Source organism: Candidatus Poriferisodalis sp., from assembly GCF_965204195.1.
GTDB lineage: Bacteria > Actinomycetota > Acidimicrobiia > Acidimicrobiales > Poriferisodalaceae > Poriferisodalis.
Map to the genome: position 1 here is coordinate 2988764 of NZ_OZ241975.1, position 21420 is coordinate 3010183.

A 21420-nucleotide genomic window follows, 5' to 3' on the forward strand; every position below is an offset into this window, starting at 1 on the left:
CACAGGCTACGAGCGTCAGCGGTCGTAGGGCGGGTGAGCGGCGCAGAGTTCGGCCACTTCGGCGCGCACCTGGGTGATGATGGCCTCGTCGTCGGGGGTGCGCAGTATACGCGCGGTGAATTCGGCGATCTTCGCCATCTCGTCTGACCCCATGCCCTGGGTGGTGACCGATGGGGTGCCCATCCGCAGGCCGCTCGTCACGAAGGGCGAGCGCGGGTCGTCGGGGATGGCGTTGCGATTCAGTGTGATGCCGGCGGCGTCGAGGGCCTCCTGGGCGACCTTGCCGGTCAGGTCGGCGTCGAACGTGCGCAGGTCGATCAGCAGCAGGTGGTTGTCGGTACCGCCTGAGACCATTCGGAAGCCGTGCTGGCCGAGCGCATCGGCGAGCGCCGCCGCGTTCTCGACGATGCGGGCTTGGTAAGCCGCGAACTCGGGACGGGCGGCCTCGGCGAAGCCCACCGCCTTGGCGGCGACCGCGTGGTCGAGCGGTCCGCCCTGGCTGCCGGGGAACACCGCTGAGTCAATGCGCTTCGCGTATTCCTGGGTGCACAGGATCGCTCCGCCACGCGGTCCGCGCATGGTCTTGTGCGTGGTGAACGTGACGATGTCTGCGAACGGGACCGGGTTCGGGTGCACGCCTCCCACGATCAGCCCGGCGATGTGCGCTGCGTCGAACATGAACACCGCACCGGTTTCGTCGCAGATCTCGCGGAACGGTGCCGGGTCGATGCGGCGGGGATACGCCGTAGCTCCAGCCACGATCAGCTTGGGACGATGCTCACGAGCCAGCTCAGCCATGGCCTCGTAATCGATGCGCTCGTCGCTGCGAGTCAGCCCGTAGCTGACGAAGTTGTAGAGCTTGCCGCTGGCATTCACTGGCGATCCGTGGGTGAGGTGACCGCCGTGATCCAGGCTCATGCCCATCACCGTGTCGCCGATGTCGAGCAGCGCAAGGTACACCGCGGCGTTGGCCTGTGATCCCGAGTGGGGCTGCACGTTCGCGTGCTCAGCGCCGAAGAGCGCCTTTACGCGGTCGATAGCCAACTGCTCGGCGGTGTCAGCGTTGGCGTTGCCGCCGTAGTAGCGGCGGCGGGGGTAGCCCTCGCTGTACTTGTTGGTGAGCACGCTGCCTGTCGCGGCCATGACGGCGGGCGAGGCGAAGTTCTCCGAGGCGATGAGCTGGATCGTGGTCATCTGGCGCTCGAGTTCGGCTGCCAGCACGGCATCGATCTCGGGGTCGCCCGCCGGCGCCCATCTCGCTGTTGTGGGGTGCGTTCGGGTCATGAAGCTGTGTCTCCTTGCGGTATGCCTCGGGGTGTCCTCGGACGGCGAGGCGTTCTCAGCGCCGGCCGAGTGCGTCGATCTTGTCCACCCGTCGCTGATGCCGCCCACCCTCGAAGGCCGCAGCGAGATACGCATCGAGTGCGGCAACCGCTCCGGCGGGATCCAGCAGGCGGGCGCCGAGGCAGATCACGTTGGCGTCGTTGTGCTCGCGGGCGAGCCGGGCCGACGTCTCGTCGTGCACGGTGGCGGCACGGATACCGGCCACCTTGCCGGCGGCCATCGCGATGCCGATGCCGCTGCCGCACACGGCCACACCGAGGTCCGCCGTCCGGTTCGCCACGGCCTTGCCGACGGCCTCGCCGAAATCGGGGTAGTCGACCGATTCCGGACCGTTGGTGCCCAGGTCGACCACCTCGTAGCCGCTGCCGCGCAAGTGCTGCGCCAAGCGGTCCTTGAGTTCCCAGCCGGCGTGGTCGGCAGCGAGCGCGATGGCCAACGTCGGAGGGGTGTGCGGTTCGTCGTGAGCCACCGTGCAAGTCTCGCAGCGGTCGCCGCCGCTCAGGTGCCGGTTTCGGTAGGAATTTCGGGGAATTCCAGCGCTTCGGCGGGCACGGCACCGGCTCGCAGCACGATCGGCTTGTCTCCCGTGACATCCACGACAGTGGAAGCCGTCTCTCCCGCTGCGAGTCCGCGGATGACCCGCCCGGGCACCGTCGTCTCGCCCGGGCGAGCGGCCAGGAGCGCCGCTGCCTCAGACGCATCGGCCGGCGTGGGCAGACCGTGCCGGTTCGCACTGGTGCCGGTGACCGGCCCGACGTCGTCGATGAGCCAGCGCAGCCAGCCCGGCGCCGGTGCGCGGACGCCCAGCGTCTCGCGGCCGTGCAGCGGGTCGGGCCCGCCCCGGCGTTTCGCAACCAGCGTCAGGCCGCCGGGCCAGTGCTGCTGGGCCAGCGCGCGGGCGGCCGGGCTGAGCTCGACCAGCTCATCGGCCTGCTCCAGCCCCGAGACCAGGATCGGCATCGGCTCCGTGCGAGGACGCTCCTTGGCTTCGCATACCCGGGCCACGGCCTCGGTGTCGGCGTAGCGGGCCATGATCCCGCAGAGGGTGTCAGTGGGTGCGACCACAAACCCGCCATCGTGCAGCCATTCGACGGCGGCGCTCAGCTCGGGCTCATCGGGCTCGGACTGCGGGCGAGACGCAACCAGCACCCGATCGAAGCCGGCCAGGTCCCGCTCGATGCGCACGTCTTCGTAGCCGCGGGCGGTCGCCATGGCGGCGGCCGCCTGTGCCTGCGCGGCACCGAGTTCCAGCACCAGCAGGCCGCCCGGCGCCAGCCAGCCGCGGGCATCCCGGACCACGGTGCGGAGCGCGCTCAGTCCGTCAGGCCCGGCATACAACGCCTCGTGCGGCTCCCAGTCGTCGATCTCGGGAGCCAGCACATCGCCGTCGGCCACGTATGGCGGGTTGGATACCACCAGATCGAGCCGTCCCCGCAGAGGCCCTGCGGCGCGGACGTCCGCATGCGGATCCTGAAGCTCAGACAGGGCTTCGAACCAGTTCCCTTGGTGCAGCGAGACGCGAGCCGCCGCGCTACCCAGGCCGGCCAGGTTGGCCGCTGCCAGCGCCAGCGCGTCAGCGGATCTGTCGGTGGCGAACACCCGGGCGTGGGGAGCCTCGTGCGCAATCGACAAGGCGATCGCGCCGCAGCCCGTGCCGAGGTCGGCAGCGTTTAACCCCGCAGGACGACGGTGCCTGGCCGTCCCGTTGAGCCAGTCGACGGCGATGCCCGCAACCACCTCGGTTTCGGGGCGCGGGATCAGCGCCCGACTGTCCACTGCCAGGTCGAGCTTTCGGAATCCCCAGCTGCCCAGCACGTACTGCAGCGGTTCGCCCGCCACCCGACGGGTGGCCATGGCGTCGGCGTGCGCCACCATCCGCACGGTCATCGGCGTCTGCGGTGCCAGTGCAACCTCGGCGGCACTGGTGCCGCTGGCCTCCGCCGCGATGCGGCGCGCGCTCACTTCGGGCTCGGGCACGCCGGCTGCCGCGAACTGCTCGCGCAGCCCCCGGTACAGATCGCCCAGCGTCAGCCCGTCTTTGGAGGACACAGTGGAGCCTGCTGCCGCGCCGGGCCGGCTCACCCGCCGCTGTCGGCGACCGCGGCGGCGAGCTGCTCAGCGCGCTCCGCACTCGCGAGGGCGTCGATGATCTCGTCCAGCTCGCCGGCGAGCACCCGATCGAGCTTGTAGATCGTGAGCCCGACACGATGGTCGGTGACGCGGTTCTCCTTGAAGTTGTAGGTGCGGATCTTCTCGGATCGGCCGCCGCCGCGGACCTGGTCCCGCTTGTGCGCCGCGACCTCGGCAGCGTGCGCCTCCTGCTGGATCTGCAAGAGCCGGGCGCGCAGCACTCGCATTGCCTTGGCCCGGTTCTGCAGCTGACTCTTCTCGTCCTGCATCGACACCACGACGCCGGTGGGCTGGTGGGTGATCCGCACTGCCGAATCGGTCGTGTTCACCGACTGGCCGCCCGGTCCCGACGAGCGAAAGGTGTCGATGACCAGATCGTTGGGATCGATCTCGATGTCGACCTCCTCGGCTTCGGGCAGCACGCTGACGGTCGCGGACGACGTGTGGACACGGCCTTGGGACTCGGTGACCGGCACGCGCTGCACCCTGTGCGGCCCCCCTTCATGCTTCAGCGACCGCCACACGTCGGGGCCGCGCACAGCGAAGGCCACATTGGTGAACCCGCCCATGTCGCTGTCCTGGCTGCCGAGCAGCTCCAGCGACCAGCCGGATTGCGCCGACGCATACGCCCGGTACATCTCGAAGAGATCGCGTGCCCAGATGTTGGCTTCCTCGCCGCCCTCGGCACCTTGGATCTCCACGATGACATCGCGCTCGTCGTTGGGATCTTGCGGCAGCAGCAGCACCTTGAGTCGCTCGTCGAGCTCTGCTGCCCGCGCGGTTGCCGCCTCGAGCATCTCGGCGGCATCGACCGCGTCGTCGCCGTCGCTTGCGTCGAAGAGGTCCTTGGCGGCCGCCGCGTCAGCCTGTGCTTGCTGGGCCTCGTGGGCTACGTCGATGATCTCGCCGATGCGCGCGAGCCGCCGACCAAGCTCCGCGAACTGCGAACGATCGCCGGATGCCGCGCCCTCGCCCAGCTTCCGTTCGAGTTCGGCTCGCTCGGCTTCCAGCGCGTCAAGCCGCAGGGAATCCAAGGCGCCCGACACGCGTTCAGGCTAACCGGGGGGTTTCAGGCCGGATCAGGCGCCCGCGGTTGACAGCGTGCGCCATTCGTCGTCGATCTCGGCGATCTCAGCAGGACTGTCCAGCCTCGCAGCCATGGCCCTGATGACGTCATGTGCGTCGCGTCGCGGCAGCACAATGGTCAATTCGGCGTCAGGATCGAGGAACAGCCGGGCGTCTGCTGCGAACGGCACCACGTCGAGGTCGATGCCGACGCAGACCACCACGACGAGGCGGCGGCCATCGGGCGTCAGGCCATATGCCACCGCCGGCGACAGTTCCTTGGGGCCCTCTCGGGGCACTGGCGGCGATGCCGCCCGCAAGCGGCCAGCGTCGACGAGTTCTGGCCGGCGGATGAGCAGCGAGCGCAGCCAGCGAGCCGCACCCATCCGGTTGAGCGGGTGCGGCGATGCGCCCGGCGAACGGTGAGTTCGCACGACCTCGGCGACCCGGCCGATGGCCTCGGCGGTGGGCTCGTCGGCGTGCAGCAGCGCGAAGGCCTCCCGGTCATGCGCACCGACGCCGACCTCGATCTGCCACGCAGTCGCAGATTCGTGGCCGTCGTGGGGGTCGATGTCGCCGCTGCCCTCACTGGCGTCGCTGGCTTCGGCAGCCGGCGCAGCGGGGACGACGCGGGCCACCTCGAGACCCTCCACCTCACCGGTGATGACGCCGTGCTCGACCGCAATCTCGACGCCGGCGCTGGCGAGCAGCGACACGAGCTCAGGCACGCGCGGCGGCGTCGGTTCGACCGGTCGGGGCGCCGGTTCTGCGGCCGTCGCGCTCGCACCCTCGATGCTCCAGACCACGGGCGCCGGCACGAAGCACGCCGCCCGTCGAGCGAGCACACCGCTGTGATCCTCAGCGAAGACGTGCACGTCATCGCAACCGGTCCGCTCGGCCAGCGCCAATGCGCCGCCGAGCGCACGTTCGGAGCGCTCCTGCGCGAGGCACACCACCGCAGGCTCGGCACCGGCGGCCACGGCGAGCGCGCCGTCGTCGGTACCCGAGACTTCGGCCAACTCCACATCGAGCACGCTGCGGGCCAAGGCTCTCAGCTTGGCCGCGTGCAGGGCCCGGATGCGATCGGCGTCAAGTGTCATCGCGGCTGCCGACCGTCACGAGTCGTGCCTCGCCGTTCACGATGCTCGCCGCGCACTGGGGCCGCGTGGTGGCCCGACGGCGTCAGCTCCGCCGCTTGCGCTGGCCGTAGCGACGCTCGAAGCGCTCCACCCGGCCCGCCGTGTCCACGATCTTCATCTGGCCGGTGAAGAAGGGATGGCTGGCGCTGGACAGTTCAACGTTGGCCAGCGGGTACGTGTTGCCGTCTGTCCATTCGATCGTGTCGCTGGTCTCGATGGTGGACTGCGTCAGGAAGGCAAAGTCGGCGCTGGCATCCCGGAAGACCACGGGCCGGTAGTTCGGATGGATGTCGCTCTTCATCGTGTTTCCTGATTCGAAGGCTCTGGGCCAATCAGCCTAAGGACTCCGGGCCTTGGCGACGAGTTGGTCAGCGGTGATCGCCGAGGCTGAAGCTGCGGTCGCTGTCGAGGGAAGCCTCGCCCGCGTCCAGCTCAGCGGTGCCGGGCAGGCCCTCGCCGAGCGCGATCTCCAGGTTCGCAGCCTCTTGCAGCCGTGCCGCCACGAGGTCATCGACCTGATTTCCCGTCGAGGTACGCGCTGTCGCCACCATCGTGATGGAACCCGCATCTTCCAGATTGCGGGCGCCGCCGAAGAATCGCAGCGTCGAGGTGATGGCCGCACCCACGGTGTCGGCCGGCTGATGTCTCCCGTTGCCGCCAGCCGCGTAGGCACGTGCGAGCCGTGTCAAGCCGTCGAAGAGAATGACCACGTCGGCGCCGGCCTCTGCCATGCGCTTCGTTCGCTCCAGCGTGAGCTCGGCCACCGCAAGGTGCTCCTCGGGGGGCCGATCGAATGTCGATGCCAACACCTCGCCTGACGTCTCAAGCCGGCGCGTCATGTCGGTAACGTCCTCGGGCCGCTCCGCAATGAGCAGGACAATGAGGTGAATGTCGGGATGCTGATCGCCGACCGCGGCGGCCATGGACGCGATGAGCGGAGATGCCGAACGTGTGCCGCTTGCAGTCAGCAAGCCGCGGGATCCCAGCCCGATCAACGAGAGGCGGTCGATGGTTGCCAGCGCACCGGCGCCCTGCTCGCCAGCCAGCGGCAACGCATCGGTGGGCAGCACCGGCGTGAGGTCGTCGAACAGCGGTCGTTCGGGTTGCTCGGGCGGCGGCTCGCCATTGAGCGTGTCGAGGCGCAGCAGCGCGGGGTTGCGCTCGCTGCGGGCAGCCGGTCGGCTGACGCCGGTGATCCGGTCGCCGCGACGCAGGTCGTACTGGCGCACCTGGCGGGCTGCGACGTAGACATCGTCGGCCGATGGCAGCGGGCCGTTCGTGCGCAGGAAGCCGTAGCCCTCGTCGCGCAGGTCGAGCAGGCCGTCGCAGTGAACCGTCTCGCCGACGATCTGCGCATCGTCACGCCCTCGACCGCGCCGGCGGCTGCGCCGGTTGCCTTCCTCAGCTACCGGAGCATCGGGCGCGGCCGCCCCGGAGTCCGCCGCATCGCCAGCCTCCGCATCCGCTTCGGCGGCACTTTCGGTTGACGCACCCGGGTCGCTCGCAGCGGCCGGCTGCTCGGCTGGGGCGTCGGCACCGGTTGCAGGTGCGGCGTCGGCTGGCGGTGCTGGCGTGCGGGTGCGCTTGGTGACCGCCGGAGCTTTGGACGCGGGCTCGGCTTCAGCGGAGCCGTCGCTGGATTCCTCACCGGTGCCCGCCTCGCCGTCGGGGGCCAAGATCGCGCCGATGATGGTGTTCTTGCGGGCGCGGGGGTTGACCTCGACGCCAAGCGCTGCGGCGATCTGCAGCAGCTCGTCTCGCTCCTTGGATTCCAGCAAGGCACGATCCGGCATGTCTGACATGGCTTCCTCGCAAGCTCCAGCCTGCTCTCGCTGCGCCCGGCGGGTCAGCGAAGTGAGTCTGTGTTTGCTGTGACAGGCCTTGTCGCCCGACCCAGCGATCCGGTCCCGCGACGCCCGAGCGAACCCTGCACTAGGGAACCGTCGATCGGCGCCGACGCTACCGCCACCCTGGTAGAGCCGCTACTGCAACGGTGACGAAGTCTCGCAGGACGGCGGAACCGACATTGTCCAGCGGCTCTATGCGGCAGCTCGCAGCCCCTCGGGCACGTCGAGCAGGCCGAGTTCGTCGAAGCCCCAGCACGTAATGGTGTTGTCGGTACGGATTGCGCACGAATGGAAGAAGCCGACGGTGACCGACGTGTAAGTACCTACGGGCGCGTCCGTTGCTCCCGTGACATTGACGCCGCCCCAGCAGGCGATGGTGCTGTCTGAGCGAATCGCGCACGAATGGCCGCGCGCGTCGATGTTGATGTAGGTGCCAGCGGGCGCATCAAGCAGGCCCCATCGGTTTCGACCCCAGCACGCGATGGACTTATCGGAACGGATCGCGCACGAGTGGTGCACGCCGGCGGCGACGTCGACATAGGAACCGGCGGGTGGATCCGCCTTGCCGTACTCGTTATTCCCCCAGCACGCGATAGCGCCATCGGAACGAATCGCGCACGAATGGCCGGGGCCGGCGGCGACGTCGACATAGGAACCGGCGGGTGGATCCGCCTTGCCGTACTCGTTATTCCCCCAGCACGCGATAGCGCCATCGGAACGAATCGCGCACGAGTAGCCGTAGCCAGCGCGCCCCTCGCCTGCGACGGATACCGCAGTGTGGCTACCGGCGGGCGCGTCGAGCTGGCCCAGGTCGTTATCGCCCCAGCAGACGAGGGTGTTCTCAGTGCGAATCGCGCAGGCATGAGATACACCGACGGCGACCGCTGTATAGGTACCCGACGGCGCGTCGAGCAGGCCCGAGCTACTCGCACCCCAACATGCGATCGTCTTGTCTGAGCGAATCACGCACGATTCGCCGGCGCCAGCAGCGAGCTTTTGCGCATTGCTGGCGGCGGCGCGAACGTCGATCCATCCCAATACTGCACGCGCCGTAGCGAGACGGTCCGCGCCGGCAAGCCTCACAATGACATTCAGGCCCGCTACGGCAGAGTCCGGTACTGCTCTTGTGCCGCCGAGCACTACAACTTTGTGCGATTCGATTCGGTCCGTATCGCCCGGCTCAACCACGCATTTCGTGTCAAGCACCTGCCATGACGCGATTAGTTCTGCCATCGCGGCGTCGCCTTCGGCAGCCACGACGGCGTACATCTCCCCAGAGCACTTCGGCTCAGGCGTCGGATGCGCAGCCACGGGCGCGGCGGACAAACCGAATACTGCCAAGCTCAGCGCTAGCACTGCGGCGGCGATTCTCATTGCGTTGGTGTCGATCACGCCGTCAACGTAGTTCCGCCTTGGCTGCTGCTTCGTTCCCGACGTTCCCGCGGCAAGGCCTGTCAGACGCTCCCGCAAGGCGCAAGCCGAGGCTCGTTGCCCGACTGGTTGGTCACCGCCTGATGTGCCCAAGCACTATGCGGCGGGACCGGAACCTTGGTATCGGTATCGCAAGCTCCGGCACTGCCAGCTGCCGACGGCGTTTCGGAGCATGGTCGGAGCACTGCATTCGCATCGCCATTCGTTCACGCCATCATCCAGACCAGAATTGCGACCGTACTGACGTATTCGATCAGGGCACGACCTGGAGGGCTCGGCGACGTCCTGGGCCGTAGCGGTAGATGCGGAAATCGCGATCTAGCGAAACTGCTTCGCTGAGGCCGAGTCTCTCCATGACTGCCCAGCTCGTACGGTCCGAGAGCGAGAAGTCTTGGTCACCGAACGCAGCGCCAATCGCAGCAGCTACTTCGAGGTCGGCGAGAAGCGAGACCTCGATGCGGGCGATGCCGCCGCGGATTGCATTGACCAGCGCCTCGGCTGCGGTTGCATCGTGCCGACTTCGCATGACCGTCCAGGTTTCCTGCAACACGTGATCGGATGTCAGCAGACGGCCTTGTCGTTCCCGCAGCGCGTCCGCGACTCGAGTGTGCGTCGCCTCCGAGCTGTCGGCCATCGATACCCAAGCCGAGGTGTCAACGAAGCTGAATTCCATTTCTCAGCCCGAACGTTCAGCCATCTCGGCCATGACCGCTGCCTCGATGATGCTGCGACCGTCACGCGCCATGTCGAAGGGCGTGCCCTGCACCATGCCGCAGATTGACTCGAGGTCTCCTTGAGGTGCCGAGGCATCGAGTTCCTTTTCGAACAGCCTTCTGGCGAATTCAGCGAAACTGATGCCGAGTTCCGCAGCGCGCTGTTTCGCAAGGGCGTGCATCTGATCCGGCAGCGTGATGATCGTTCGCATAGGATGACATCATAGCATCACTATCTTGATGTCAATCCAGCAACTCCGCACTTGCAGGTCTGGCCGTGGCCGCTCCCACAGATTCCTCAGCCACTCTCACCGGGTGCAGCAGGCGGTGACGAAGTCGCGGAGGGTGGCGAGGTCGTTCGGCAGCGCGGTGAGGTGCTCTTCGCGGTCTGCGAGGGCCGCCAGCGCCGGCGGGAGATCGGGTCGTTGACCAGTGGCCTCGAGTACTGCTTCGCCGAACTTGGCGGGATGTGCTGTGGACATCACGGCCATGGGCGTGGTCCAGCCGCCGGTGGGGGCATCGCGTCGTGCCACGGTGAGCGCTACCCCGGTGTGCGGGTCGATGAGGCGCTCGTCGGCTTCGTTCACTGCTGCGATGGTGGCCGAGACCTCGCCTTCGGTCGCTGAACCGGCGTCGAAGCCTGCACGCAGGCCTTCGAGCACTTCGGGCGTGAGTGCCAGTGAGTCCTCAGTCCGAAAGCGGGCCATGTCGGCTGCCAGTGGGGCGCCTCGCCGGCCGTTCAGCTCGAACAGCAGCCGCTCGAAATTGCTGGACACCTGGATGTCCATGGCAGGACTGGTGGAAGGCCGAACCTCGGTGATGGCCATCTCACCGGTGCGGTGGGTGCGGGCCAGGATGTCGTTGTGGTTGGTGGCGACCACCAGCCGGTCGATGGGCAGACCCATGCGCCGGGCCACATCGCCCGCGAGCACATTGCCGAAGTTGCCGGTGGGCACGCAGAACGACACGGCCCGCTCTGGAGCGCCCAGCCGTACTGCCGTGGTCACGTAGTAGACGGTCTGCGCTGCGACGCGCGCCCAGTTGATGCTGTTCACCGCGCCCAGACGTATCTGCTGGCGGAACGGCCGGTCAGCAAACAACGACTTCACCAGATCCTGGCAGTCGTCGAACGTGCCGTCGATGGCCACGTTGTGGATGTTGGGGCTGTCCACCGTGGTCATCTGGCGCCGCTGAATCTCGGTGACTCGGCCAGCCGGGTGCAGCATCACCAGCTCGATGCCTGCCCGGTCCCGGCACGCCTCGATGGCGGCCGAACCGGTGTCTCCCGAGGTGGCTCCGACGACGGTCATGAAGCTGCCGCGCCGGTCCAGCTCGTGCTCGAAAAGGCGGCCGAGCAGTTGCAAGGCGACATCCTTGAATGACAGCGTCGGCCCCCAGAACAGCTCCACTAGATGCTCGCCGGCGGTCAGCGTGCTGACGGGAACGACATCGGAGTGGGCGAAAGTTGAGTAGGCGCCCTCCACAAGTGGCGCCAGATCGTCGGGGCCCAGTGACGGTGCCACGAACGGTGCGAGCACCCGTGTCGCCACCTCGTGGTACTCGAGCTCAGCAAAATCCCTCAGATCATTGGCGCTGATCGTCGGCAGCTCGTCGGGCACATACAGCCCGCCGTCGGCGGCCAAGCCTTCAAGCAGGACGCCGCCGAAATCGAGCGTCGGCGCGTCGCCTCGCGTGCTTATGTAGCGCACAGCCCGACCACAGATGATCGGCGTTCGGACGGCATCGCCTCGAATGCCACGCGGCCCCGCACACCGCGCCCGACGGCGCGAGTCCACACCGACGCGAGGCGACGAACGACCATGTGCGCGCTATTCGCCGATCACGCGGATCGCGTTGCCGATGCGCCGCACCGCGTCGAGCTCGCGAACATCCCGCAGTGTGGAGGCCACGTCGGCTTCGCGGGCACGATGCGTGATGAACTCCAGGTGAGCGATGTCGTCGGCCGCACCGGCCCGGGTGGTCTGCTCGACCGAGCGAATCGACACACCGTGCTCGCCGAACACGCCGGCTACAGCGGCCAGCACGCCGGGCTTGTCGGTGACGTCGAACTGCAGGTGGTAGGCGGTGTAGGTCTCGTCAATTGGGCGCAGTCGCGCTGCGTTCAACGGTCCGAATCCATCGCACACTCCCCGGCGAAGATTCTGCGACACGGTGATGAGGTCGCCCAGCATTGCGCTGGCAGTGGGGAACCCGCCTGCGCCACGCCCGTACAGCATCAGGTCCTCGACGGCTTCACCTTCCAGGAACACTGCGTTGAAGGCATCGCGCACCGAGGCCAGCGGGTGGTCGGTCGGCACCATTGCGGGGTGCACCCGCACGGCGATCTCGCCGTTCTGGCGCTCGGCCACGGCAAGCAGCTTGATGACGTGACCCATGCGGGCGGCTGCCGCGATGTCGCCCTTGCCGATCCCGCTGATGCCCTCCTGGTAGACGTCGCCTGCCACCACCTTGGCCCCGAATGCCGTCATGGCCAGGATCGCCGCCTTGGCACCCGCGTCGAAGCCCTCCACGTCAGCAGTCGGATCGGCCTCGGCGTAGCCCAGCCGCTGCGCCTCGCCAAGCACATCGGCGTAGTCGGCGCCGTCCTCGGTCATGCGGGTGAGGATGTAGTTGGTGGTGCCGTTCACGATGCCCATCACGCGGGTGATGCGTTCGCCGATAAGCGAGTTGCGCAGCGCGCCGATGAGCGGAATGCCGCCGGCGACGGCCGCCTCGAACGCCAGGTCGACGCCGTTGGCAGCGGCCAATGCGAACAGCTCCTCGCCCACGTTGGCGATGAGTTCCTTGTTGGCCGTCACGACCGGCTTGCCTGCACCGAGAGCGGCGCTGACCAAGTGGCGGGCCGGCTCGATGCCGCCCATCGCCTCGACGACGATGTCCACATCGTCGGCCACCACCAGCGACTCGCTTCCGCGGGTCAGCACGCCTTCGGGCAGCTCCACCGACCGCTCAGCACTGAGATTGCGGACCGCAACCCGGACGACTTCGAAATCCAGCCCGGTGCGGCTCGCCAGATGCGCTGCGTCGCGCCCCAGGATCGCGACGAGCGCGGCGCCGACGTTTCCGCAGCCCAGGATGCCGACGCGCAGGGGCCGCGGCTCTCCCGCATGAGCGGCAGAGGACGACGCAGGCTCAGCAGCAGCTTCAGGCACGGCCGAAACGGTACCGCCAGCGCATCCGTGCCCCGGCATGAGTTTCGCGGGCCAGCATTGCGCAGCTAGCGGCTGTGCCAGCCGCTGGCTGCGAGCTGGGCTCGGCCGCCGTTGCCCCAGCACTCCAGATTCCGGTCGATCCGGTGTGCGCAGGAGAAGTTCCTGCCGACGATGACGTCGTCGAAAGGTCCGGGCGGAGCGTCGAGCTCGCCCTGCCCATTGTCGCCCCAGCACACCACCTCGCCGTCGTGGTCAAGCGCGCAGGCATGCCAAGCAGCGACAGAGACATCGGCAAAGCTCCCCTGCGGCGGGTCGAGCAGCCCGTCGTGCTCGCTGCCCCAACAGGAGATGCGGCCCTGCAGATCCAGTGCGCATGACGACGACTCCCCGGCGGCAACCACCCCATAGGCACCTTGCGGCGCGTTCAGTGCACCGAACCTGTTGTCGCCCCAACAGTCGATGGAGCGATCCGCTCTCAGGCCGCAGCTCTGGTGGACGCCCACCGAAAGCGACGTGAACGTGCCCGATGGCGCGTCGATCAACCCGTCGGCATCCCAGCACACCGCAGTGGAATCGGCCCGAAGTGCACACGTGCTGCCGCCTCCCGACCACAGTTCGACGAGTTGCTCGTCGGGCACGAAATGGGTGCCGCTCAGTTCGTCTGGGAAGCCGCCCCAGCACGATGCTGACCCGTCTGGCCGCAGCCCGCACGTGTGGTACCGGCCTCCGTCGACGGAAAGCAATCGATCAGGCGGGACATCTGTCTGGCCGCCGAAGTTCCATCCCCAGCACTCGGCACTGCGGTCGTCGCGGACAGCGCAGGCGTGCCACGCCCCGGTGCCGAACGTGGAGAACTCCCCGTGGGGGGCAAAATCGCGTCCGTCGTATTGGTCCCCCCAACAGACGGCAGCGCCGCTGATCAGCACGCCGCAGGTCACGTAGTCGCCAGCGACCAGCGAGACGAACTGCCCATCTGGCGACGTTCCTTGGGACTCCTTTTGGTTGCCCCAGCACGCGACGTGCCCATCAGGTCCCAGGGCGCAAGCATGGCCATCGCCGACGACGATGGCATCGAAGTGACCTAGGGGCACTTCCGATTGGCCGAGATCATCCTTGCCCCAGCACTCGACGGCACCGCCCAATCGAACTCCGCAGGCATGCCAGCCGCCGGCGGCGACATCACTGAACGACCCTGCCGGTGCCGAGGCCTGTCCCTGATAATCGCGCCCCCAACATGCCACCGTCCGATCCGCCCGCAAGCCACAAGCCACAGCACCGTCGCGGCTCAGCGAGAGCTGAACGAAGGGCCCGTCGGGCAGCGTCGCACCGGCGGCCTCTGCGGCACCCCAGCACGCCACCTCGCCATCGACAAGCAGTCCGCACGTCACCCGGTGCGCTGCGTGTATCGAGCGGAACGACCCAGCGGGTACTCGACCGTTCGATCCGTTATCGCCCCAGCACTCGAGCGCGCCGGTCGCGCGCAGACCGCACGTGTGCCAGGTACCCGCGCTGACCGATGCGAACTCACCGGACGGGGCATCGGTCTGGCCGGCGTCGTTCCATCCCCAACACTCGACGGCACCGTGCTCACGCAGACCGCATGTGTGCCCTGCGCCCGACGAGATGCTGCTGAAGGCGCCCGGAGGCGCATCGGTCTGGCCCACGCTCTGCGACCCCCAGCAGCGGGCGGTGCCGTCGGGCCGAAGGCCGCACACGAAATTCCCGCCCACCGAGATCGAGTCGAACGCTTCGTGGACCCGTATCTGGATCTCTATCGAGTAGGTCTCGGCAGCACCGTCGGACATGGCATCGGACGGCGCGTCGTCGCTGAGTGACGCGGCAGGGTCCCCCGCCGATTCGGGTTGCTGGCTCTGCCCTGCAGCCTCCTCATGCGCAGCGTCCACTGCAGCCGACCCGGGTTGCTGGCTCTGGCTCGCAGCCTGTTCATGCACGGAGTCCACCGCCGCCGATCCGGCTTGCTGGCTCTGGCCCACCGCATCGCCGGGCGCGGAGGCATCGCTCATCGCTGTATCGCGCTCAGGCATGCCCTCGCTGGGCGCCGATGACGCCGACGGCTCAGTCGATGCTTGCTCTGATCGGGCCGCCGACGCAATCTCGGGGGTCTCCGTCGTCTCCGGTGTGCCGTCGCCGGCTGACCACTCGATGACGAACAGCACCGCCGCGAGCAGTGCCAGAAGTGCTGCCAGCGACGCGAATTCCCACAGCATCACCGGTGCTGTGCGGCGCTGGGCCTCATCCGAATCGCTCATCACATGGGCCTCGCACGACCGCTGCCGAGTCTGCCACGCAAGACAGCGGGAAGGTCCGCCCATGCGCGCATCGCGCAATCGGATGCCGAAAGAGCTAGGTCCATGTGCACCCGCAGCTATGGACGAGAGCTACGCGGCATCACGCGGTTGTGGCGTGCCGTCAGCGCCCGGCGGGTCGTCGTTGCTAGGTGTTTCCGGATCGTCTTCTGATCTCTCGGACTTGGCTTGCGATGGCGGAACCGGGGCCAGATAGCCGACGATCAGCAGCACGATTCCGACGCCGATGAACGACCCGGCTTTCGGCAGGGCGGCCAGGCTCGCGAGGTCGATCAAGAACAGCTTGATCACCACGACACCCATCCAGGACGCGCCGACGATCCAGATGCGCCGATCGGCCGCCCTCACACCGACGACCATCGCCGCCAGCGCAGTCGCAGCCCACAGGATCGACAGCGCCACCTGCAGTTCGGTGGAGTACACGAGCGACCTCAGATCGAACGGCACGCCCGCCCAGTGGTGAACCGTCCGGGCAGCGCTCATCGTGAGCGTTGCCACGCCTGCAACGCTGAGTGCCGCAAGCCATGGTGTCGCGGACAAGCGCAGCAGACTGCCGATGGCAGGGGTCAGGTTGTCCTCGTCATCGGACAACTCCGCGACCATCTCGCGCTTCCACCTCAGCAGCGAGAGGACCGAGGCCGCCGCGAAGATGTCGATCGGATTCAGGATCGGCAGGAACTGCAGCGGATCGACGTTTCCATGGTGGTTCAACACAGCAAGGCCGACACCCGCCGCAACCGCCCAGGCGACCGGAGTGATGCCATACAGCAGGCAGCAACGCCAGCCGTCACCCACAAGCCATGACGCGACCGGGCGGGCACGCAGGGAAACCTCCAGCCACAGCAGCACCGCAGCCGCAGCGCCATAGAGCGGCCATTCCCCGTCGGCCACCTGTTCCAACTGGCCGTACACCTCCGCGGCCAGGAACACGCTCAGCACGCAGTACAAGCCGCCGTACAGCCCAATTGCGTTCAGCCGGTCGCCGCCGGTGCGCAAGAACGCCACGTAGGCCACGATCATGATCGGCCACGCTGTCCAGCCCCAGTCCGCAGACGGGTAGTCCTTGGTGGCCAAGGCGATCACCAACGCCAGGCCGAGCGTGGGCAGCATCAGCACGCCGGCCCATTCCAACTCGTGCCACCTCAGCGCCCGACCGGCGGCCACGACTGCTGACGACGTGCCGACCGCCAGCAGCGACAACCCCCACAGCCGGTAGTCATCGGTAACGACCCAGATCTGCGCTGCTGCTGCGAACAGCCACCAGCCGACACCCCACAGCAGCGACAGCCACATCAACGGGACGCGGAGATCACCGAGCGCGGAGGATGACCGGTAGACGATCACGGCGCTCGCAACACCGCAGGCGGCCAGCAGCACGGCGACGCCGAAGTACTGGTTGAGCAACGGGGTCTCGTCTGCCCAGAAGGTCAGGGCGGACGAGGCATTCACACCCTCCGCGGCCAAGCGGTCCTCAACCGACCGAACGGCATAGGCGGCCGCTGCTGCGAATTGCAGCAACGTGCCGAGCACTGCGCCGGTGACCATGCTGCGCCGCGCAGCGAACCACACCAGCACCACGCCTTCGACCGTCCACAGCGCCGCCATCGCGAACGGCCCTGCGCGCACCCACATTTCCACTGACTCGGCGAAGAGGAACCAGGCTCCGCCCAGCGCCAATGCCGAGTACATGACTGCACGCCAGCCGTCATCACGAGCGTTTGCGAACGCCGAGACAACGGTGGCGCTGGCGAATCCGCATACCGCCAGCAGCACGGTGATCGCGAAGTATTGGTTGACCACCGGCAGCGTGTCCGCCCAGAACCCGAACGAGCCCGGGGACAGGCTCGCAGCGTCGTCACTCAGCTTGAACACGGCTGCGCCAGCAGCTGCTCCCTGCATGGCAATGCCGGCAGCCGCGCCCGGCAAAGAACGTCGTCTCGATGCGACCCATGTCAGGGCAGCGCCCTGCACTGCCCACAACCCGAGAGTGGGCACCAACCCCAATCGGAGCCAGACGGCGGCAGTCTCAGCAAAGAGGAACCAGCCGGCACCCCACACCAAGGCCCCGTTCTGCACCCATGGTCGCCAGCCCTCGAAGTGCGACGATCTGCGCAAGGACTCTGCGCTCGCGAGCCCGCAGGCCGTCAGCATGACGGCGCCGAGCGCATACACATTGACCACCGGCGTGGCCTCGGCCCAGAACCCGAAGACCGCAGGCGAGTCCCAATCCGCGGAGTCAGACGTAAGTCGCACCCCATACGCGACAGCAGCGATGACCTGCAGGATCGAACCGCCCAGCAGCGCCAGCCGCGAGCCCCACCGCGAGGCGGCCCACACGAGCACCGCACCCTGCACAGCCCAGATGGCAGATGTAGCCGATGCGCCCAGGAACAGCGGAATCGCCGTAGCGGAGAACACCACGGCGAGCGCCGCATAGGCAACTTCGATCTGCTTGGGTGTGCGGGCAAGACGGCGGGACAGCTGTTGGTAGGCGGCGTGCGCGACAGCGAGCACGGCGCTGCTGATCGCAACCCCGTAGCGCAAGTGGCCGACCAGGAATGCCTGCATGGCCAGCCCGGCGAACGGCGTGCAGAACACCAGCGGCGTGATCCACGCGTCCTTGAAACCGACGGGCTCGTCGCGAGACGAGGGCACCGGAGGCCATGCCAGCGGCACGAGCGTGTACAGCAGCACGAAGAACGCCACGAACGGCTGCAGCTGCATCCAGTCGCTGTTTCCCTCGCGGGCAAAGAGCCACAGGCCCGCGACGACGAACGTGAAGAGGTAGCCCGACAGCACCAGGGTCGGCCATGCCATTCGCCTGCTCACGGCGACGACGGCGACGCCGAGCACCGCGTAGAAGCCGAACACCTCGAAATGATCCTGAGGCCAAGCGAAGGCCAGCAGGGGTGCGGAGAAGCCGCCGATGAGCCCCAGCATCGCGAGCGTCAGCGAGCCCTGGATCATGGCCAGCGCACCCGCCGCAACGGTGATCAGCACGACCGCAGCCAGGGCGGCCAGCGGTGCCAGAAGGTCGTACAGCGCGTACGCGGCGAGCGTCACCAGGTACAGAACGGCGATCCCGCCGCCCTGCAGGCTGCGGCCGTATATCGGCCGTTGCGTCCGTTGGTGCCAGCCGAAGCCCAGCAAGCCGAGCCCGAACACCGTCGCTGCTGCCAGACGGATCTCGATCGTGAAGTCCACCCAGCCGCGCACTGCTGCTTCCCGCAGCAGGAAGCCCAGCCCGATCAGCGAGACGATGATCCCGATCTTCACGGGCGAGTTGCCGGTCAGCAGCCAGGTACGCGCACGGGCGACAGCTCCTGCAACCCAGCCGGGCTCTGCGGGCCGCGCCGGCCGACGAGGCACCCGCTGCCGTCGAGCCGCGGGCACTCCCGGCCGGGGCGCGGGAGCTGGTCGCCGAGCTGGGTCGGCCGCCGGTGCAGGTCGCGGCACTGGCGCCGGCCGCGGCGCTGTCGCTGGGCGGGGTGCTGGCGCCGGCCGCGGCGCGCGGGGCGGCGGCGCCGCTGCATCGGGTTCCGACACTTCGGGAGGCGGTTCCCGCTCAGCCTCAGGCGATTCGGGCTCGCGTTCTGGCTCAGGCCCGCTCTCGGGTGTTGGTGAACCATCTGGGTCGGGCGCGGGAGTCGGCTGCGTCGTTCCAAGAGCCTCTTGCAGCGTCTCCGACGACAGGGACGGAGAATCAGAGCGGCGTAGGCTGTCGACCGTGCGCTCGAGCGAGTCCAGGCGAGAGCGCATCTCACGAGACCCGATGTCTCGTCCGATCAAGTAGCCGATGGCGGCTCCTACCGGGATGCCGCCGGGACCAGCAGCCGCGCCGACGAGCGCACCAACGACGGCAAGGACAGCCGGGAGCACTCAGTCAGCCTGAGCTCGATCGAGGCACGGAACTCCCCGGTAGCGCGGTCTGAACGACAACGCCCAACACTGCCGCACCGGACCCGTAGCGAGGACCCGAGCTTTCGCTCATTTCACAAATCTATGTGCAAAACCAGTGACCGGCATCTGACCGGCGCCCAATCTCAAGCCGTCGTCGGGTCAGCGTCGGTCCTACAGATGTAGATAATTTGTAGACATATTCGCAGCATGGCGCGGTAGCGTTGCGCCATGGACACCACCACGATTCGCGTTGATCGGGACACACATGCCCGCCTGGTCGAGATGAGCCGTTCGAGTGGTGACAGCCTCACCGACACGGTCCGGCAGGCCGCCGACGCCCTGCGCCGGATGAGATTCGGGCTGCGAGTGCAGGCGCAATACGCCGATTTGCGCGACGACCCTGAAGCGTGGGCCGGCTACTTGGCAGAGGCCGAATCGACCCATGTGAGCGATGGCGTCGATTGACGAGATCTGGCTGACCGATTTCGGCGAGCCGTATCCGAACGAACCTGCCTCGATGCGGCCTGCGCTCGTGCTCGGACCGCCGGACATATTCGGTACCGACTTCCCGATCGCGATCGTGGCGCCGCTCACGACAACCCGTCGGGGGCTGGATCTGCACGTCGAGGTCCCCGCGAACGCTCGCACAGGCCTGGACGAGACGAGCTTTGTGCAATGTGAACTGCTGCGGTCTGTCAATGCCAGTCGCCTGGTCCACCGCCTCGGTGCCGTTGACGTCGACATCAGCTGGCACGTCAGCGAGATCGTCAGAACTCTGCTGAACCACCCCTGAGGTGCCGTGGCGGGAGTCAGAGAACGTCGAGGGCGAGCATGTCTTTGACTTTCTCGCGGCGGATCACCCGTCGGGCGTCACCATTGGCGGCGAACACGACGGCGGGCCTGCCGACGCGGTGGTAGGGAGCGCCCATCGAGTAGCCGTATGCGCCTGTTACTGGCGTGGCGACGAAATCTCCAACCGTTAGCTCATTGGGAACTTGAGCCGAGGGCACAATCACGTCACCCGATTCGCAGTACCTGCCAACGAGACTCACTTCGTCGGGTCGCGGTGCCGTCGCCCTCGCTGGCATGAAAGCGGTGTAGTTGCCGCCATAGAGCATCGGGCGCAGATTGTCGGAGAAGCCACCATCGACGGCGACGTAGGTAGGCCCACTCGGCACCCGCTTGATGCTCCCGACCTCGTACACGGTGATAGCTGCCTGAGCAGCGATCGCCCGACCCGGCTCGGCGACCAATCGAGCGCCGAGGCCATAGCGCTCCTTCAGCACGTCCCAACGCGCGTTCAGTGTCTTGCCCCATGCAGCAATGGTCGGTGCGCTTTGCGATTCCACGTAGGCGACACCGAGCCCGCCACCGATAGACATCTCCTCAAGGCATCCATCGGCAATGCCCCCACTCCCGAAGAGTGGTGCTGCGAATTCCGCGACCGCATCGAGCGCCTCCAGCATCTTGTCGATGTCAAGAAGCTGACTTCCGATGTGACAGTGAATGCCGATGAGCTCCACACTCGTCGAAGAGGCGGCTCGCCTTACGGCCTCCGTCGCCACACCGCCGCTAATGCCAAATCCGAACTTCGAGTCGACCTGACCAGTGGAGATGAACTTGTGCGTTTCCGGCTGTACGCCTGGAGTAACGCGCAGCAACACGCGTGGTGCCTCGCCGTCGTCACGGTGCAACCTCTCAAGTCGATCCAGTTCATCGAACGAGTCAACGACGATACGGCCCACGCCCTTGCGCCGAGCCTCCGTGAGTTCTTCATCCGATTTGTTGTTGCCGTGCATCACGATGCGCTGCGCGAGGTCGACTGGTGCATCGTTCCTGAATGCTCGGAAGACAGTCTCAAGTTCTCCAAGGCTGCAGACATCGATATCCAGACCCTCAAGAATCGCGAGCCGTGCCATCGCACTGCACAAGAAGGCCTTTCCGGCATAGGCGGTTCCCCTGCCGAAAGCCGATACCGCGTCCTGGCAGCGAGAGCGAAGGTGTGCCTCGTCATAGATAAAGAGCGGTGTTCCGTATTCCCGGGCCAGATCGATGACATCGCAGCCACCGATGCGCAAGTGTCCGTTCTCGGCAATTTCAGAATTCTCGGGTAGGAGCCGCAACGGAATCGGGCCCGTCGCGTCCTCATCGAGGGTCGCGTCGGCAACCGTTGCTGCGCCATGGCTGACGGAGCTACGGCGCACCGCCGAATCGCGGGACGCTTCGCGAGCTTGTCGACCAGGGGCCGACCGATCCGTCATGCCCTTCGTAGCTCGGCGCGAATGGCCTGAATCGACCTCAGTACTGGCGACCCCCAGTGGATCCATCCGCTGTGCCTCCTCAGACCTTGC

The 21420-nt window shown here is 67.3% G+C and carries 17 protein-coding genes; 2 read left to right on the forward strand and 15 right to left on the reverse strand.

Annotation, left to right across the window (positions count from 1 at the left end; translation table 11 throughout):
• Positions 1–15 precede the first annotated feature (15 nt).
• From glyA to ACOGI8_RS13480, 14 genes are all read right to left on the reverse strand, one after another.
• A complete protein-coding gene (gene glyA, locus ACOGI8_RS13415; RefSeq protein ID WP_419854295.1) occupies positions 16–1284 on the reverse strand; it encodes a serine hydroxymethyltransferase in 1269 nt (422 codons plus the stop codon).
• 55 nt (positions 1285–1339) lie between these two features.
• On the reverse strand, positions 1340–1780 hold the full coding sequence (gene rpiB / locus ACOGI8_RS13420) for a ribose 5-phosphate isomerase B (protein ID WP_419856413.1): 441 nt from the start codon (positions 1778–1780) through the stop codon (positions 1340–1342).
• A 62-nt stretch (positions 1781–1842) separates the two neighbouring features.
• On the reverse strand, positions 1843–3393 hold the full coding sequence (prmC, locus tag ACOGI8_RS13425) for a peptide chain release factor N(5)-glutamine methyltransferase (RefSeq protein WP_419854296.1): 1551 nt from the start codon (positions 3391–3393) through the stop codon (positions 1843–1845).
• Positions 3394–3422: 29 nt separating this feature from the next.
• Entirely contained in the window at positions 3423–4508 is a 1086-nt protein-coding gene (gene prfA / locus ACOGI8_RS13430) for a peptide chain release factor 1 (protein WP_419856414.1), read from the reverse strand.
• Positions 4509–4553: 45 nt separating this feature from the next.
• On the reverse strand, positions 4554–5639 hold the full coding sequence (locus ACOGI8_RS13435) for a hypothetical protein (RefSeq protein ID WP_419854297.1): 1086 nt from the start codon (positions 5637–5639) through the stop codon (positions 4554–4556).
• An 82-nt stretch (positions 5640–5721) separates the two neighbouring features.
• Positions 5722–5979, reverse strand: coding sequence for a type B 50S ribosomal protein L31 (locus tag ACOGI8_RS13440; RefSeq protein ID WP_323671809.1), 258 nt, complete (start codon positions 5977–5979; stop codon positions 5722–5724).
• A gap of 67 nt (positions 5980–6046) precedes the next feature.
• Complete coding sequence (locus ACOGI8_RS13445; protein WP_419854298.1) at positions 6047–7480, reverse strand: transcription termination factor Rho; 1434 nt, start codon at positions 7478–7480, stop codon at positions 6047–6049.
• A gap of 237 nt (positions 7481–7717) precedes the next feature.
• Positions 7718–8917, reverse strand: coding sequence for an RCC1 domain-containing protein (locus ACOGI8_RS13450; RefSeq protein WP_419854299.1), 1200 nt, complete (start codon positions 8915–8917; stop codon positions 7718–7720).
• Between the two features lie 292 nt (positions 8918–9209).
• On the reverse strand, positions 9210–9629 hold the full coding sequence (locus tag ACOGI8_RS13455; protein WP_419854300.1) for a type II toxin-antitoxin system VapC family toxin: 420 nt from the start codon (positions 9627–9629) through the stop codon (positions 9210–9212).
• 3 nt (positions 9630–9632) lie between these two features.
• Positions 9633–9881: a hypothetical protein gene (locus ACOGI8_RS13460; RefSeq protein WP_419854301.1), complete on the reverse strand. Its 249-nt coding sequence runs from the start codon at positions 9879–9881 to the stop codon at positions 9633–9635.
• 96 nt (positions 9882–9977) lie between these two features.
• Positions 9978–11378, reverse strand: a complete 1401-nt coding sequence (thrC, locus tag ACOGI8_RS13465) for a threonine synthase (protein WP_419854302.1) — start codon at positions 11376–11378, stop codon at positions 9978–9980.
• Between the two features lie 120 nt (positions 11379–11498).
• Positions 11499–12842 (reverse strand): homoserine dehydrogenase, encoded by a 1344-nt coding sequence (locus tag ACOGI8_RS13470; protein ID WP_419854303.1) that lies wholly within the window; start codon positions 12840–12842, stop codon positions 11499–11501.
• Between the two features lie 65 nt (positions 12843–12907).
• Positions 12908–15112, reverse strand: a complete 2205-nt coding sequence (locus ACOGI8_RS13475; protein ID WP_419854304.1) for a hypothetical protein — start codon at positions 15110–15112, stop codon at positions 12908–12910.
• 129 nt (positions 15113–15241) lie between these two features.
• Positions 15242–18928, reverse strand: coding sequence for a DUF2339 domain-containing protein (locus ACOGI8_RS13480; protein WP_419856415.1), 3687 nt, complete (start codon positions 18926–18928; stop codon positions 15242–15244).
• A gap of 369 nt (positions 18929–19297) precedes the next feature.
• Here ACOGI8_RS13480 and ACOGI8_RS13485 point away from each other — a divergent pair, with 369 nt between their 5' ends.
• Positions 19298–19534, forward strand: coding sequence for a hypothetical protein (locus ACOGI8_RS13485; RefSeq protein ID WP_419854305.1), 237 nt, complete (start codon positions 19298–19300; stop codon positions 19532–19534).
• On the forward strand, positions 19521–19862 hold the full coding sequence (locus ACOGI8_RS13490; RefSeq protein WP_419854306.1) for a type II toxin-antitoxin system PemK/MazF family toxin: 342 nt from the start codon (positions 19521–19523) through the stop codon (positions 19860–19862). The genes ACOGI8_RS13485 and ACOGI8_RS13490 overlap by 14 nt, the downstream gene beginning before the upstream one ends.
• Before the next feature lie 16 nt (positions 19863–19878).
• On the opposite strand, the gene lysA is transcribed toward ACOGI8_RS13490, so the two are convergent.
• A complete protein-coding gene (lysA, locus tag ACOGI8_RS13495; protein ID WP_419854307.1) occupies positions 19879–21396 on the reverse strand; it encodes a diaminopimelate decarboxylase in 1518 nt (505 codons plus the stop codon).
• Between the last annotated feature and the right edge of the window lie 24 nt (positions 21397–21420).